The organism is Xanthomonas sp. NCPPB 4467 (genome assembly GCF_041475665.2).
Lineage (GTDB): Bacteria > Pseudomonadota > Gammaproteobacteria > Xanthomonadales > Xanthomonadaceae > Xanthomonas > Xanthomonas dyei.
The window spans coordinates 835382-851166 of the sequence record NZ_CM191260.1; the positions used below are offsets into that span (position 1 = coordinate 835382).

Below are 15785 nucleotides of genomic sequence, written 5' to 3' on the forward strand. Positions count from 1 at the left end.
TGCCGAACGCGTTTAAAGTGCGGTTCCTCCCATACACGCGACTGGCATGGCAACACGAGGCAAGCTGTGGATCTGCGCAGTGCTGCTAGCAACCGCGACCGCAGTGCTGGCGACCTGGTGGTGGGTGCCCGCGCCAACGGCAGTGCCGCAGGCACAGGGTCCGGCTGCAACCCCATTGGGTTGGTCGGCGCAACTGCAGTGGGTGGCCGGCAACGGTGTGCGTGGCGCGCAGGATGGCCGCGCGGCCGACGCGCAATTTGCCGACCCCTATGGCCTGGCGATCGATGCGCACGGCACGCTGTACATCGCCGATGGTGGCGACAACAACCGTCTCCGCACCGTACTCAACGGCAACGTGCAGACCCTTGCTGGCGGGAGGGAAGGCTTTGCCGATGGCATCGGCGCGGCCGCAACGTTTCATACGCCTTCGGGGATCGCCTTCGACACGGCCGGCAATCTGTATATCGCCGACACCGGCAATCACGCGATCCGCAAGCGCACGCCGCAAGGCGTGGTGACCACCCTCGCTGGCGACGGCAGTGCGGGGTTTCGCGATGGTGCGGCGGCGCAGGCGCGCTTCAATGGGCCGATCGGCGTGGCGGTGGATGCGCGCGGGCGCGTGTATGTCGCCGACACCTACAACGACCGCATTCGCGTGATCGATCGTGATGGACAGGTGCGCACCTTAGCCGGCGGCGCCCTGCCCGGCATGGCCGATGGCGTCGGCGAGCAGGCGCGCTTCGACACCCCGACCGATCTCAAGGTGGATGCACACGGTGTGGTGTGGGTGGCGGACATGCGCAACGATGCGATTCGCCGTATCGCCGCCGATGGTAGCGTCAGTACTTTGGTCGGCGGCGATCCTGCCGACCGCAGCCCGCTGTTGTATCGCCCAATGACACTCGCCATCACCCACGACGGCGTGATGTACGTGGGCGATGCAAGCGGACGCGTGTTGCAGGTGACGCGCGCCGGGCACGTGGTGACGATGAGCGGCGAGAATGTGATGCAACGCCTGTCGCGCCCGGCGGGGATTGCGGTGGATGCGCAGGGCGCGGTGTATGTCAGCGATGCGGGAAGCGCACGCGTGCATCGGCTGGTGCCGGCAACGGCGACGAACGTTGACGACACGCCCGTGGTCGGGCCGGCCGACGCGCAGCCCCTGCCTGTCACCCAAGGCCGCTGGCCGTTGCAACCGCAGACCAGCTGGCACGAGGTGGTCGGCACGCTCGGCGAAGTGCGCGGCAACTACCAGGGACTCAGCCGCGATCATCTGCATGCGGGCCTGGATATCCGCGGCGATGTCGGTCAGACGGTCTTTGCGATTGCCGATGCCAAGGTATCCAGCCCCAATGCCAGTTGGGGGCTTGGGCAATTGAGCGAAGGGATGGCGCTGGACACAATCGGCTACCTCCATCTGCGCGTGGGTCGTACCGCGCAAGGCAAGCCGCTGGACCCGCAACGCTTCCATCTGCTGACGGATGCGGAAGGCAAGCCCGAACGCATGCGCGTAGTGCGCGGCACGCGATTTCGCGCCGGCGATGCGCTCGGCACGCTCAATGGCATGGCGCATGTGCATCTGAGCGTTGGCGCCAACGGCTTCGAGCGCAATGCGGTGCAGCTGGGGTTTGTAGGCTACGCAGATCATGTGGCGCCGCGCATCGACAAGGTGAGCCTGCTCGATGCTGCGGGTCAGCCATTGCCGGTGACCAAGGGCGTGGTGCAGGTGCCGCGCGCGGCGGCGGTGCAGATCGTGGTGGAGGCCTGGGATCAGGTGGATCGCAATCTGCCGCGGCGCCGGCTGGGGCTGTACGCGCTGGGCTACCAGGTGCTGGACGCGCAGGGCGTGGCATTGCCGGGCGAGGCCACGCCGCGCATGACGATCGTGTTCGACCGCATGCCCAGCGACCCGGATGCCGTCTTGACCGCCTATGCGCCGGACAGCGGCATCACCGTGCACGGCAGCGCGGTGACGCGGTTCCGCTATCTGGTCACCAACACGGTGCGCGATGGCCGTCTCGGCAACGAGCAGTGGCAGGCCGGTGCGTTGGCGCCGGGCGACTACACGCTGCGCATTACCGCACGCGATTACAGCGGCAATACAGCGACGACCAACCGCGATCTGCGCGTGCGGGTGGAATGATCCGCGGCGATGGCGGCGGTGATTGATGGCAGGGCGGAATCGTTTGAGTACGGTGCGGTGCAGTGCGCTGATGTCTCGCCTCGTTCTGGTGCCGCCTCGATGATGCAGCAGCCTGTGCGCTTGGTCGCGTGCCCAGTGGCACAGGTTGCTGACGGGCGCAGATGCTGCGTTGAACAGCGCACCGTGAGAAATACGTGGCGCGAATGCGGCCGGCGCGGGATGCATGCCGACGACAGCCGATGCGAGATGTCGCAGCTCCTCAAACCCGTCTCTGATGTCTCGTCAGCGCCTGCATATGCTGACGGACGCGAAGTGCAATCGCCGTTTCAAGCGATGTCGCCGCATCAAGACGATAGCAGCCGCGCGTGCGCACGCGTTGCGGCAACCACCTGCTGGCTTGCTGGCGGTGCAAAACCGATCACCGTGATGCCCGAGTATTGCCCGGCGTCACGGCGCGACACTCAGCGCGCCGTCGCTTCGGTCTTGCGCACGCGCTTTGCAGGCGCGGTCTTGCTGTCGGTGCCCGGATACAGATTCAACAGCATCAAGGTCACGCCATTGGTCCATCCGAAACCGTCCTGCAATGCGTATTCGCCGCCGCCGCCACCGGCGGCATCGGCATCCAGGCCGTATTTTTCGACCAGCTTGTGCTCGCGTGCGAACAGCGCCTGCACCTGGGTGAGGAAACGCTCGCCGATGGTGCGCGCGAGCGCGTCTTCGCCGTAGCGGCGCAGGCCGTCCACCGCCACCCATTGCAGCGGCGCCCAGCCATTGGGCTCATCCCATTGCTGCCCGGTCTTTACCGCGGTGGTGGCCAGGCCGCCGGGGCGCAGCAGACGCGCGCGCACCACGGTGGCGGTGCGCTTGGCATGCGCGTCCGACGCCAGGCCGGCAAACAGCGGGTACAGCGCGGCGGCAGTGACCTGGTCGCTCAGCGTGCGGGTCTGCCAGTCGTAGTCGGCGTAGTAGCCGGCCGCGTTCCACAGATGCGCGTCGATGGCCTGCTTGCGCTGCTGCGCCAGTGCCGCGTAATCGAGCGTGCACTCGGCGCCCGGCTGCGTGCAGGCCTGGGCCAGGGTGCGCTCCAGGTGATACAGCAGGCTGTTGAGATCGATCGGGATGATGGCGGTGGTGCGGATGGTGCGCAGGTTTTGTCCGTCGGCCAGCCAGCGGCTGGTGTAATCCCAACCACTTTCGGCACCGGCACGCAGGTCGCGGTAGACCTCGGCGGCCGGGCGGTCCTTCACTTCGGCAGCGGTGCGGGTGTCGTGCAGCCAGGCTTCCGGGCGCGGCGTGTCGCGCTCGTCCCAGTAGCGGTTGAGCACGCTGCCGTCGGCCAGGCGCACCACATGGCGCGCGGCCTCGCCGGGCTTGAGTCCGTCGCTGCCCTGCATCCAGTACGCGTATTCCTTTTGCAGCTGCGGCAGGTACCGCTGATACACCGCCTCGCCTTCCACGCCGGCCTGCAATTCCACCATGTAGGAGAAGAACGGCGGCTGCGAACGGCTGAGGTAGTAGGTGCGGTTACCGTTGGGGATATGCCCGTAGGTGTCGATCAGGTAGGCGAAGTTGTCCAGCATCTGGCGGCTGAGCGTGGTCTCGCCGCTCTTCACCAGGCCAAGCATGGTGAAGTAGGAATCCCAGTAATACACCTCGCGGAAACGCCCGCCCGGCACCACATACGGATGCGGCAGCGCCAGCAGGCTGCTGTGCGGCGGCACGTGGGTCTGGCTGCGCACCAGCTTCGGCCACAGCAGGTCGATATGCTCGCGCAGCGCGGTGTCCTGGCGGATGGCGTCGGTCTGCACCGGCGGCGATTCTTCGAAATTGGCATCCACGAACTTGCGCAGGTCAAAGCCCGTGTGATCGTGCTGCGCCAGATAGTCGGCGTTGATCAGGGCCGGGTCGCGCAGCGGCAAAAAGTCGACGAAATGCTTCTGGTCGTCGAACAGCTCGCCGCTCTGCACCGCCTGGAACAGTTCCGGGTAGGCCACATCGGGCGTCGGCGGCGTGGACGCAGGCGCGTTGACGACCGGAGTATCCAGCGGCGCGGCAGTCAGCGTGCACGGCGCAACGAACATGCTCAGCGACAGGCCAAGCAGCGACGTGCAGCACGGGGGCGCGGCAGAACTCATGGCATCTCCAGAACGGGCAGTGGCGTAGGGCATGGTAAACGACCGAAGTGGCAGGCGGGACCGCGTGCGCTGCCGCAACGCCGGCAGACTTCGCGCAGTGACAACGGGATTCAGCAAGGTGATCCGGCGCGCTGCCGCAACGTGCGCCAATCTAAGCGTATCGGCGCCGATCCAGGCAGCTTGAGCGCAGCGACGGCGCACTGCGTCGGGTGTCATCGCCGCAAGAAGTGCGCCAGGGCAGGCGGGCGGCCAGCGCTGCTGCGCCGGCTCGGGACGGCGTCGATGGAGGCACTGGGGTCATCTGCCGCGTAGCGCTTTGCGTGGCACCGGCGACCTGGCGCATGTAGGGCCTGGGCATTGGTGTCCCTGACGCGCCGGCCTGTACAGCTGGGACCGGCGTGTCGACGTGCAAGCGTCGGCGGGCAATGGCGCAACCGCGTGCAGCGGGCGCTGTCGCAGGCCTACACCCCGCGTTCGACCCACAGCATCGCCTGCAGCCTGCGCGCGTTGGGCACGGCCAGGCCGGCGGCGGTGTTGTCGAAGATCACCCCGCGTTCGGCTGGCGGCTGCCGCGCAACGTGTGGCGTGGCGCGCACTGCATCGGCCAGCGCCTGCAGCGCGCGCTCGTCGTCGCTGCTGTAATAGACGCGCGCGCTGCCATGCCAGCGCCAGTAGGGCGGGGCGACGCTCGCGTCCGGTGTTGCTGCCCGGGGTACCGGCGCAGGGTCGGCGGCGCAGCGCGCGATGCGGTGGCGCGTCGGCAGCGCCACCGCCACCGCCGCTGGCAGCAACCAGCTGGCGTGGCGCGGCTCGCAGACCACAGCGCCCTGCCAGCGCCGCCGCCGCAGTGCGAAGAACCTGGCCGCCACCCGTGCATCGAAGGCGGCGCTGGGCGGCAGTTGCACCAGCAGGCACCCGAGTCGCGTGCCCAGCGCGCCGGCTTGCGCCAAAAACGCGTCGAGCAACGGGCCGGTACCGCGCAGGCGCGCATCGTGGCTGATGCTGCGCGGCAGCTTGACCGAAAAACGGAAATCTTCAGGCACGCTGTCGGCCCAACGCGCGTAGGTGCTGGCGCGATGCGGGCGATAGAACGAAGAGTTGATTTCCACCGCGTCAAAGCGCGTTGCGTAAGGTTGCAGCACCGTGGCGCCTGTGCCGAAGCGCGCGCGGCCTACGGCGGGAATCGACCAGCCTGCGCAGCCGCAACGCACACGTGTATCGGCGATCGGAAAGCGAGCGGGCATGACAGGGAATGCGCTGTGCGGCAGCCCTCTATGCAGGTCCGCCTGTCAGCATTGCGTGTGCGTCGCGATCACGGCCAACTCACGATCGCCTTCGATACTGGACGCATGCCAGAAGGTCCCACACTCGTCATCCTGCGCGAAGACACTGCCGCGTTTGTCGGCCGCAAAATCCTGCACGTGAGCGGAAACAGCAAGCTGGACATCGCGCGCCTGGATCAACAAAAAGTGCTGGCCCTGCGCAGTTGGGGCAAGCACTTGCTGATCGAATGCGCGCAGTTCAGCGTGCGCATCCACTTTTTGTTGTTCGGCAGTTATCGCATCAACGAAGACAAGCCCAATGCGGTGCCGCGGCTGAGTCTGGAATTTTCCAAGGGTGAGCGCCTGAATTTTTATGCATGCTCGGTGCAGTTCATCGAACGCCCACTGGATGAGGTCTACGACTGGACCGCAGATGTGATGAATCCGCTGTGGGATGCGGCGCAGGCACGGCGTAAATTACGTGCCGCACCCGGCATGCTTGCAGCCGATGCCTTGCTGGACCAGACGATTTTTGCCGGGGTCGGCAACATCATCAAGAACGAGGTGTTGCACCGCATCCGTGTGCATCCGCAAAGCGCAGTGGGTGGGTTGCCGGCGCGCAAGCTCGGCGAGCTGGTGACCCAGGCGCGCGCGTACAGTTTCGATTTCTACACCTGGAAGAAAGCCTTTGTGCTGAAGCAGCACTACCAGGTACACACCAAGACCAGCTGCCCGCGCGACGGCGCGCCCCTGCAGTATCGAAAACATCTGGGCAAGGCCGGACGACGCGCATTTTTCTGCGAGGTGTGTCAGCGGCTGTACCGGGCAGAGGACGCATAGGCGCAGTCGGTTCGCTTGCCGATTGCTGCGTAGATGCACTCCTTGGTGCGCGGCTGCGAGAGGGTCTGGATCAGGTGTATGTCAGCACTGCATGTCCAGGCGAACTCTCAGCGAGCCGGTCGCGGACATCGGCAGGTGATTGCGCGTTGGCATCATCGCTATTAAGAGCCGCTAACAAAACTACTGTGCAGCCGCCAGGCGGGCGCGGCCGGTGCTCGGAATCCTCATGTACCACCCGTACACTCCGGTTCCTCCGCGCCGTCCACACCCACCTGACGACTGCTCGCTACGTTTTGTTAGCCGCTCTAAAGCCGCCCGAACTGCAGGCGATTGTGCGATGAGGTTCCCTGCATCATCCAGCGCAGCGCATGCACGTGGATGGTATCGAACGTAAAGCGGCGAACAGAGCGGGGCGAGCGGTCGTCGGATGGGTGAGGACGGCGCACTCAGAACCGGAATGTATGGGTGCGACGCGGCGCACTGCGCACGCCTGGCGACGAGTCCCATCGTTCTGTTAGCCGATCGTCTGCCGGTGCCGGCCGATATACAGAAGCTGGCGCGCCCAGACGTGCCGAGGTGCGCTCGTGTCATGCAGTGAGCGGGCCTGGCCTGCCGGCAGGTCATCGGGTACCGAACATTGCGCACGTCGGCCGATGAGGCGAACGGTTCAGCCAAAGCGTGCGCTCAATGTGAATGGCGGCTGGTCCCTTTCGGGCAGACAACGAATTTCAAACGCGCGTAAGCGTCGCTGCCGCTAGATTTGCGCGTTCCGCATCGGGGTTGGTGGTGCGGTGCCCGTCTCTCACCTTATCGGTCTCCCGCATTGTGACTACCCGCAGGAAGGAAGCGCTTGTCCCGCATGTTGCTGCAGCCGCATGCACGGGCGCGATCCTGTTTTTTCTTGCGTGCCTGTTGCTGTATATGCCGGCTCCGCGCCCGACTGCACAACAAGACGAGAGCCTGCAGGTGTATTTCCTGCCGCGTCCGCAAGTGACGCAGCCGGCGCCGACCGAGCCGCCGCCGCAGGAGCAGCCCAAGCGGCAACAACGCGCCACCGCCGCTTCCGCATCGGCTGCCCGCCGCGCGCCACCGCCCACGCGCACCCCGCCGCCGCAACGCCAGGTCGCCGCCGCCAACGCGCCGGCCGATGCATCGATGGCAGCGCAGCTCTATACCCGCGAGGGCCGTCTGCGCATGCCGCTCGACACCAAGGTCGACCCGATGGCGCAAGGCGACGCAGTGCCGCCGGGCATGACCGACGCGCGGGCGCAGGCCAAGGCACGCAATGTGATGGAACGGGTCAACCCGGTGCAGTACCAGGACACGCGCTTTGCCAAGGATTGGAAGAGCGACGGCACGTTGGGCGATGTGGCGATGCAGGAAATGAATCGCGGCATGAAGAAGTTCAACGACATGCTCAACGGGCCGCAGACGCAGGTGGCCAAGGCGCGGCCGCCGCCGGATGTGCGCTTCAATCCTGCATTGGCTGGAAATCAGGCCGAAATGGGCAGCGAAGCCACCGGCGATGCGTACAAGGCCGCGCCGATCGCGCACGAAACCTTACCCGACCTCAAGGGCGAAGCCAGCCGCCGCATCCGCGAGGCATTGGTAGCGCTGGAACAACGCAGTGCCCGCTGCGATGCGTCCAAGCGCAAATCGTTGTTGTCGCCGGTCCGCACGCATTTGTCCGACCTGGAGCGCGCCGAACACGCGCTCAACAACGGCGCCGATCCGGTGATGGCTGCACAGCTGTTGCCACGTCAGGCAGACAGCGCCTACGACCTGGCCCGCCGCGCGCTGTGGTATGCCGACCGGCAATTGAAGCAGTGCGCGGTGGGGTAGGTGGGGCATTTACGGTGCGCTGTAAATTTGGCTCAAAGGCAGGGCGTTCGTACGGGGTGGTACGGCAGCGGCGAAGCCGCCTACGCCAGACTCTGCCGGTAACGATCCTTCTCTGCGCTCAGCGCAATTTCCGCGCGTAAAAAGACCTGGCCGATCGGTTCGTCGGCGCGGGTGGCTTGTGCTTCGCCGAGTAAGACCGTCAGCCCGAGTGCATGTTGCAAGTGCGCGACGTCGCGCAGCTGTTGCAGCGTGCGATCGGCATCGGGGCCACGCAGGACGGCGATGAATTCCGCGCTCTCGGTGACCCGGTCGATGCTATTGCCCGGCCCCTGCACGAGTGCGGCAAATGCCTGGTCGAGCTGTTGCAAGCTGCGGCCAAGCAGCCGTTCGCTCTGGCGTTCGGCCAGGGCGGCCAGCTCCTGCACTTCCAGAATCACCAGCCGGTACGGCGCTTCGGCATCCAGCGCAGTTGCCGCGGCGGCGGCGGCCGGCTGCAGGATGGCCGCGCGCTCCTGGTGCAGCGCTTCCTGGCGTGCGTCCAGCAAGTTCATGGTGACGCGAGCCAGCGCCTGCAAGCCGGTGCGCTGCAGGTCGTTGAGCGTGCGCGGTTCGATATCGAGCACGCACACGGTGCCCAGCGCCACGCCTTCGGTCGTCACCAACGGCATGCCTGCGTAGAAGCGTGCGCCGGTGTCGCCGGTGACCACGGAAATATCGCGAAACCGCGGGTCCTTGGTCAGGTCCGGCACTTCCAACAGGTGGCTCGGGTCGCGAATGGCGTGGTCGCACACCGCCTGGCTGCGATCGGTCTGTTGCAGCCCCAGACCCAGTTGGGCCTTGAACCATTGGCGGTCGCGATCCACCAGCGACATCAGCGCAATGGGCGTATCGCACAGCGATGCGGCCACCCGAACGATGTCCTGATACGTCTCTTCCGGCAGGCTGTCGACGATGCGATACCCATCGAGGACCTGCTGGCGGGAGGCTTCATCTACCGTCGGCATCTCTTTCATCGAATCGGCCAATTACTTGTCGAGGACAGCCGCCAACCTTACCGGAGCGGCCGATAACATGGCGTCGATATTTAGGGCGGCTAAGAGGCGGCGAGCGGTTGTCAGCTGCGTATGGGCGGCGCACTTAGAACCGCACTGTATGAGCGGTGGATGCCGTAACGTAGACCGGCCGCGCCCGCCCGGCGGTGAGCGCGGTCGTTTTGTCGTTCGCTCCAGCAGTTGCCGCCGCTGGAAATCGAAGTGCTGCACGGATGCGTGGGGTGTGGCGTACGGCTCAGCTTGAGCGGGCCGCAATGCCAAGTGCCGATGGTCCAGCTGCGGCTACTGCTGATTGCCAGCCGCCAGCAGTCAATCAACGAAACAGTCGAGCGAGCGATCGAGCAATCAAATAGCCGCTGGCCCAAACATAGTCGGGCGGCGGTGTGGTGCGGATAGCGTAACGGGCCGATTGCAAACGGCGCACGACTAGCCGACCAGTCGATCGACCACGCGAACAGCCGGGCAATCCAATGCCCGGCTGACCACTGGCTCGGTCATTGCTCAACGGGCTACTCCACAACCGGCCAAACAAGCGAACAGGCGGCCAATCCACGGTCGGCCAACCAACCAATCGAACAACCTAGCGACCAATTGATCGATCGACCGGCCAACCGACCGACGAATCACCTAAACCATCCATGCCGAACCAACCCATCACTGCCCCCGCCCGTCTGCATCTGGCAAACGGGCGGGGGCACAGGCACCGAGTCAGCGCTTGACCGGCTTGCCGTCGGCGTCCAGTACCTGCACTTCGCCCAGCTTGAGCGCGCGCACCGGGGCTTCGATCTTCTTCAGGTCGCCCACGATCACCCAGGTCATTGCGTCGGGCTTGATGATCTGTGCGATGGCCTTCTGCGCGGCCGGTTGGTCGATCGCTTCCAGGCGCGGCTTGAGCGTCTGCACGTAGTCGTCCGGGCGGTCGAACTGCACGATGCCCTCGATCGCGCCGAGCACGGCGGTGGTGGTTTCGTAGCTGCCGGGCAGGGCGCGGATGCTCTGGTTCTTGATCTTTTCGATCTCCTCGTCGGTCAGCGGCTTGTCGCCGACGATGGCCCGGGCTTCCTTGAGGATCTCGTTGGCCGACTCGGCGGTCTTGTCGGTCTGCACCGGTGCGGAGAACAGATACGGCCGCTGGCCCTGGGCATCCATCAGCCGGGTGCCGGCACCGTAGGCCCAGCGCTTGTTCTCGCGCAGGTTCATGTTCAACCGCGAAGTGAAGGTGCCGCCGAAGGCATCGTCGGCCACGCCGATGGCCAGGTTGTCCTGGGTCTTGGTCGACGGTGCGAGCAGGCCGGCCAGGATCACCGACTGCGGCGCATCCGGGCGGTTGATCAGGTACACACGTGGTTTGGGCTGCACGGCCACGTCGACCAGGTTCTTCTTCGGCAGCGGGCTGTCCGGGGCCTTCCAGTCGCCGAATGCCGCATCCAGTTGCGGGATGATCTGCGCCAGCGTGGTGTCGCCGGCGACCAGGATGCGCAGGTTGTCCGGGCGCAGCCACTGGCCATGGAAGGCTTGCAGGTCCTTGGCATTGAGGCTCTTGATCGCCGCCTCGGTGCCGCTGCCGGTGAGCGGGATCCCGTACGGATGCTTGTCGCCGTACAGCAGCGGCGGCAGCGCACGCAGGCCCAGGCTGGTGGGTTTGGTCTTTTCCTGCGCGATGCCGGCCAGCCACTGGCCACGGATGCGTTCGATGTCCGACGGTTTGAACGCCGGGTTGCGCACGATGTCGGAGAACAACTGCAGCGATGGCTGCAATTGGTCGTTGAGGGCATTGAGCGAGGCGCTGCAGCTATCCAGATCGCAGCCGACGCCGGTGATCGCGCCCAGGCGCTGCTTGCGCTGGGCCACTTCCACCGAATCCAGCGACGCGGTGCTCTCGTTCATCAGGGCGGCGCTGAAGCTGGCGGTGCCGAGCTTCTTACCCTGGTCGGCGGCGTAACCGGCGTCGAACAGCAACTCGACCTGGGTAACCGGGATGGTGTGGCGCTCGGCCAGTACCACTTCGATGCCGTTCTTCAGCTTGCCGCGCTGCAGTTTGGGGAAGCTCAGGTCAGGGAACTGGGTGGTCTTGGGCACGCCGGTGCTGCGATTCACGTTCGAAGCGGTGACGGTGTATTTACCCGCGGCGGGCAGCTTGGGCACCGGCTTGCCCGGTTCGGCGGCGCGCGCGACCACCGCCTTGTCTTCGGCAGCCGGGTCGAAATCCTTGCCGGCCGGCAGTACGGTGAGCAGATAGTCGCCCTTGCCGAACCAGGTGGCGGAGGCCTGCTTGACGCTGTCCACGGTGGCGGCCTGGCCGCGCTGCAGATCTTTCTTGTAGGCACCCGGGTCGCCGCGATAGACCTGGCCCTCGGCCAGGAGCACCGCCTTGCCGGTGAAGCCACCGACCTTTTCCAGCCCGCGCACGAAGCCGGCGCGGTAGGCCACCTGCGCGCGCTGCAACTCGTCGGCAGTCGGGCCTTGTGCGATGAATTTCTTGAGTTCTTCGTCGATCACCGCCTCGACCTTGGCCGGGTCCACGCCGTCCTTGACGTCGGCCTGGATCTGCATCTGGCTGGACAGCGCAAACGGCTGCACCGAGGCGGACACGTCATCGACCAGCTTGTCCTGATAGACCAGGCGCTGATACAGCCGCGAGGTCTTGCCGCCACCCAGCACGGTGGTGGCCAGATCCAGTTGGATCATGTCGTCGGTGCCCAGCTGCGGCGCGGCCCAGGTGCGGTAGATGCGCGGCTGCGAGACATGGTCGTGCTGCACGCCGCGCTTCTGCGCGGCCAGCGGGGTGACCCACGGCTGCTGACGCGCCACCGGCTTGCCGGACGGGATATCGCCGAAGTACTGCAGTGCCTTGGCGCGCGCCTGCGCCACGGTGATGTCGCCGGCCAGCACCAGGGTGGTGTTGGCGGCGCCGTAGTTGTCGTTGAACCACTGTTTGACGTCGCCCAGCGAGGCCGCGTCCAGATCTTCCATCGAGCCGATGGTGTCGTGCTGGTACGGGTGGTTGGCCGGGAACAGGTTGGACAGGATGTTCTGGTCCACCCGGCCATAGGGGCGGTTTTCGCCCTGGCGCTTTTCGTTCTGCACCACGCCGCGCTGGGTGTCGAGTTCTTCCTGGCCGATGGCGCCGAGCAGGTGGCCCATGCGGTCCGATTCCAGCCAGAGCGCGGTATCCAGCGCGGTGGTCGGTACGGTTTCGAAGTAGTTGGTGCGGTCGAACCAGGTGGTGCCGTTCATGTCGGTGGTGCCGACCTGTTCCAGCGGCGCAAAGAAGCTGCCCTTGTTGTTTTCCGAGCCGGAGAACATCAGATGCTCGAACAGATGCGCAAAGCCGGTCTTGCCGGCCGGCTCGTCGCCGGAACCGATGTGGTACCAGATGCTCACCGCCACCACCGGCGCCTTGTGGTCCTCGTGCACCACCACGGTCAGGCCGTTGGGCAGGGTGAAGCGGGTGTAGGCGATGTCGGGAATGGCGCTGCTGTCCGCGGTCTTGGACAGGCTGGCCGGGGCGGCCTGTGCGACGGGCGGAACGGTACCGGCAGCGACGCCGAGCACGCCGGCGATCAACAAGGACAACGGACGCAGCATGTGACACTCCAGAGCAGGACAATCGGCCGAGGGTAGTGGCTGCTTGGCGAGGCCGCAAATGCTGTTCGGCATGGGGGGTGGGATAGGCCCCAAAGCAGCCACGGCTGGGTGCACTCAAGTTGATCGTCGCCTCGCCGTTACCTGGTGCGACCTACCTTGCCCACACGCCGCCCGCCGATCACGCCATGACCGTCCTGTTGCCGCCCGTGCCGATTCCCGCCAACGATGCTTTGCGCGTGGACGCGGTCCGCCGTCTGGGCGTGCTGGACACCGAAGCCGAGCCCGAGTTCGACGATATCGCGTGGCTGGCGGCGCATGTCAGCGGCGCGCCGATGGCACTGGTGTCGTTGCTGGATGCCGACCGGCAATGGTTCAAGGCGCGTTGCGGCACCGACCTGGAAGGCACACAGCGTAGCGTGTCGTTCTGCTCCTACGCGGTGATGGGCACCGAGTTGATGGAGATCCCCGATGCCGAGGCCGACCCACGCTTCGTCAACAACCCATTGGTGATCGCCGCACCCGGGGTGCGTTCCTACGTCGGCGTGCCGCTGATCGGCCGCGAAGGCTATGCCTACGGTACCCTGTGCACGCTCAGCACCCAATCGCGCGTGCTCGAGGACCATCAGAAACAGGCGCTGATCCGTCTGGCGCGGCAGGCGGTCGGCCAGCTGGAAGCGCGTCGCGATCGGCGCGATGCGCAGGCGCAACGGCAAACCTTGAGCATGTTGCTGGAAGCCATGCCCGACGGCGTGGTGGCCTGCGGCACCGACGGCCTGCTGCGCGAGTTCAACAACGCCGCGCGGCAATGGCATGGCACCGACCCGCGCGTGCTGCCACCGGCGCAATGGGCGCAGCATTTCGATCTGTACAGCGCAGACGGCAACGCTCTGCTGCCCACCGAGGCCATCCCGCTGCTGCGTGCCTGGCGCGGCGAGCACGTGCGCAATGCCGAACTGGTGATCCGTGCCAACGGGCAGCCTCCGCGCAGCGTGCTGTGCAATGCAGATCCGGTGGTCGGCGACAAGGGTACTGCGTTGGGCGCGGTATGCGTGATGCACGACATCACCCAGCTGCGGGATGCGTCGGCGGCCTTGTCTGCCGAGCGCGCGCGGCTGCAGGCGCTGGTGGATGCCTCGCAGGACGTGGCGATCATCGCCTTCGACCCGCAGGGGCGCATCGAGTTGTTCAATCCCGGTGCCGAACAACTGCTGGGCTACGCGGCCGACGAAGTGCTGGGCAGCTGCCCGTCGCGGTTCCATCTGCAGGCCGAGCTGGAGCGCCACATGGCCACGTTGGCGTTGTCGCCGCCGGCGTATGTGGAACTGGCGGCGGCGGCCGCCGGCAATGTGCTGACCGAAGAACTGTGGACGCTGGTGCGCAAGGACGGCGAGTTGCGCCGGGTGCGGCTGTGCTTCAACGTCATCCACGATGCGCAACAAGGGCTTGCCGGGTATCTGGCCATGGCCATCGATGTCACTGCGGAGCTGCAGGCGCAGGCCGCCGCGCAGCTGGCCGCCGAACGCTTCACCGGCGCCTTCGAAACCGCACCGCAAGGCATGGCGATCGTTTCGCTGGAGGGCGCCTGGCGCGACGTCAATCCGTCCTTGTGCAGCATTCTCGGCTACCCGCGCGAGCAATTGCTGCGCACGACCTTCCAGCAGATCACCCACCCGGACGATCTGCAAATGGATCTGCAACTGGTGCAGGAATTGATCGCCGGCAAGCGCGACAGCTACAGCCTGGCCAAGCGCTACATCAGCCAGCAAGGCGCGGTGATCTGGGCGCAGTTGTCGGTGTCGCTGGTGCGCGACGGCAGTGGTGCCCCGGTGCATTTTGTGTCGCAGATCCAGGACGTCACCGAGCGCCATGTGGCCGCCGAACGGCTGGCCGAGAGCGAAGCGCGCTTGCGCGCAATCAGCGATGCCACCCCGGCGCTGGTCAGCCAGTTCGATGCCAGCCAGCGCTGCCTGTTCGCCAACGAAGCGCACCGAGATTGGCTGGGCGTGGAGCCGGCCAGCCTGGTCGGTGCGCCGATCACGCATCTGCTGGGCGCGCCGCTCAGCGCGACTGCGCGCACTGCATTGGCGCAGGTGGCCGACGGGCAGCGCGCCAGTTTCGAGCACGTGTTGCGCGTGGGTGGCAACGCACGCGATATGGAGATCACCCTGGTGCCAGGAACCCGACGCCTGCTGGGCGGTGCGCAAGGGTTCTTCCTGATGGCGCAGGACGTTACCGCCCACAAGACCTTGCACCGCCTGATGCACGAGCGCGCCACCCGCGATGCGCTGACCGGCCTGCCCAACCGCCATGCCTGGACCGAGGCATTGCAGACCGCCGTGCTGCAGGCGCATCGGTTGCAGCGCGCGGTGGCGGTGATGTTTCTGGATCTGGATGGCTTCAAACGCATCAACGACACCTACGGCCACCGCGCCGGCGATGCGGTACTGGTGGAGTTCGGCCATTGCCTGCAGCGCGCGGTGGAAGGCCGTTACCTGGTGGCACGTCTGGCCGGCGACGAATTCGTGGTGCTGCTGGACAATCTGCAGACGCCCGACGCCGACTGCGCGCGGGTTGCCGAGCGCATCCGCCATGCGGCTTCCGCTGGCGCCCTGTTCGGCGGGCAGCGGCTACCGATCCAACCCAGCATCGGCATCGCCTGGCAACACGGCGACCAGGCCGAAGCGGCAAGCCTGATGCATGCCGCAGACGAAGCGATGTACGCCGCAAAGAACGCGCGCTGCAGCAAGGACGCAGCCATGAACCGCCGCGACGCTGCGCGTTGAGACAAGCGGCATTGGCAATGCGTATCTTGGCTTGTCGCCGCATATTGGCCGACGGGGCACCATCATCCCAACCCCTCTCCCAGCGGGAGAGGGGCTTGAACAGCGAAGTGCGCGCGGTTCCTTCTCCCCTCGGGAGAAGG

General features: G+C 66.1%; 8 protein-coding genes and 2 other RNA genes. 5 read left to right on the forward strand and 5 right to left on the reverse strand.

Going from position 1 to position 15785, the window contains the following annotated elements; translation table 11 throughout:
• The first annotated feature begins 46 nt into the window (after positions 1-46).
• The gene (locus ACCQ06_RS03615; RefSeq protein WP_372365058.1) at positions 47-2143 is read left to right on the forward strand and encodes an SMP-30/gluconolactonase/LRE family protein; all 2097 of its coding nucleotides are present in this window, start codon (positions 47-49) and stop codon (positions 2141-2143) included.
• A 461-nt stretch (positions 2144-2604) separates the two neighbouring features.
• Here the strand turns inward: ACCQ06_RS03615 and treA are convergent, their stop codons facing one another.
• Both treA and ACCQ06_RS03625 read right to left on the reverse strand, forming a co-directional pair.
• Entirely contained in the window at positions 2605-4278 is a 1674-nt protein-coding gene (gene treA / locus ACCQ06_RS03620; RefSeq protein ID WP_316690214.1) for an alpha,alpha-trehalase TreA, read from the reverse strand.
• A 461-nt stretch (positions 4279-4739) separates the two neighbouring features.
• Positions 4740-5522: a DUF72 domain-containing protein gene (locus ACCQ06_RS03625; RefSeq protein ID WP_316690215.1), complete on the reverse strand. Its 783-nt coding sequence runs from the start codon at positions 5520-5522 to the stop codon at positions 4740-4742.
• A 105-nt stretch (positions 5523-5627) separates the two neighbouring features.
• Between ACCQ06_RS03625 and ACCQ06_RS03630 the strand changes: the two genes are divergently transcribed.
• The gene (locus tag ACCQ06_RS03630) at positions 5628-6380 is read left to right on the forward strand and encodes a DNA-formamidopyrimidine glycosylase family protein (protein WP_316690216.1); all 753 of its coding nucleotides are present in this window, start codon (positions 5628-5630) and stop codon (positions 6378-6380) included.
• 226 nt (positions 6381-6606) lie between these two features.
• Positions 6607-6682: non-coding RNA, sX9 sRNA (locus ACCQ06_RS03635), on the forward strand.
• 95 nt (positions 6683-6777) lie between these two features.
• Here the strand turns inward: ACCQ06_RS03635 and ACCQ06_RS03640 are convergent.
• Positions 6778-6854, reverse strand: a non-coding RNA gene (locus tag ACCQ06_RS03640) — sX9 sRNA.
• 351 nt (positions 6855-7205) lie between these two features.
• Here ACCQ06_RS03640 and ACCQ06_RS03645 point away from each other — a divergent pair.
• Entirely contained in the window at positions 7206-8222 is a 1017-nt protein-coding gene (locus ACCQ06_RS03645) for a hypothetical protein (RefSeq protein WP_228325104.1), read from the forward strand.
• Between the two features lie 80 nt (positions 8223-8302).
• On the opposite strand, the gene ACCQ06_RS03650 is transcribed toward ACCQ06_RS03645, so the two are convergent.
• Both ACCQ06_RS03650 and ACCQ06_RS03655 read right to left on the reverse strand, forming a co-directional pair.
• Positions 8303-9235: a GAF domain-containing protein gene (locus ACCQ06_RS03650; protein WP_316690217.1), complete on the reverse strand. Its 933-nt coding sequence runs from the start codon at positions 9233-9235 to the stop codon at positions 8303-8305.
• Positions 9236-9982: 747 nt separating this feature from the next.
• Positions 9983-12862 carry a M16 family metallopeptidase gene (locus ACCQ06_RS03655; RefSeq protein WP_316690218.1) on the reverse strand — a complete coding sequence of 960 codons (2880 nt, stop codon included), beginning with the start codon at positions 12860-12862 and terminating at the stop codon, positions 9983-9985.
• A gap of 104 nt (positions 12863-12966) precedes the next feature.
• Between ACCQ06_RS03655 and ACCQ06_RS03660 the strand changes: the two genes are divergently transcribed.
• Positions 12967-15645, forward strand: coding sequence for a sensor domain-containing diguanylate cyclase (locus ACCQ06_RS03660; RefSeq protein WP_316692492.1), 2679 nt, complete (start codon positions 12967-12969; stop codon positions 15643-15645).
• Positions 15646-15785 lie beyond the last annotated feature (140 nt).

Excerpts from the sequence above, each read along its gene's own strand:
- ACCQ06_RS03615 (WP_372365058.1), top strand. The coding sequence starts at position 47 with ATGGCAACACGAGGCAAGCTGTGGATCTGCGCAGTGCTGCTAGCAACC.
- treA (WP_316690214.1), bottom strand. The coding sequence starts at position 4,278 with ATGAGTTCTGCCGCGCCCCCGTGCTGCACGTCGCTGCTTGGCCTGTCG.
- ACCQ06_RS03625 (WP_316690215.1), bottom strand. The coding sequence starts at position 5,522 with ATGCCCGCTCGCTTTCCGATCGCCGATACACGTGTGCGTTGCGGCTGC.
- ACCQ06_RS03630 (WP_316690216.1), top strand. The coding sequence starts at position 5,628 with ATGCCAGAAGGTCCCACACTCGTCATCCTGCGCGAAGACACTGCCGCG.
- ACCQ06_RS03650 (WP_316690217.1), bottom strand. The coding sequence starts at position 9,235 with ATGAAAGAGATGCCGACGGTAGATGAAGCCTCCCGCCAGCAGGTCCTC.
- ACCQ06_RS03655 (WP_316690218.1), bottom strand. The coding sequence starts at position 12,862 with ATGCTGCGTCCGTTGTCCTTGTTGATCGCCGGCGTGCTCGGCGTCGCT.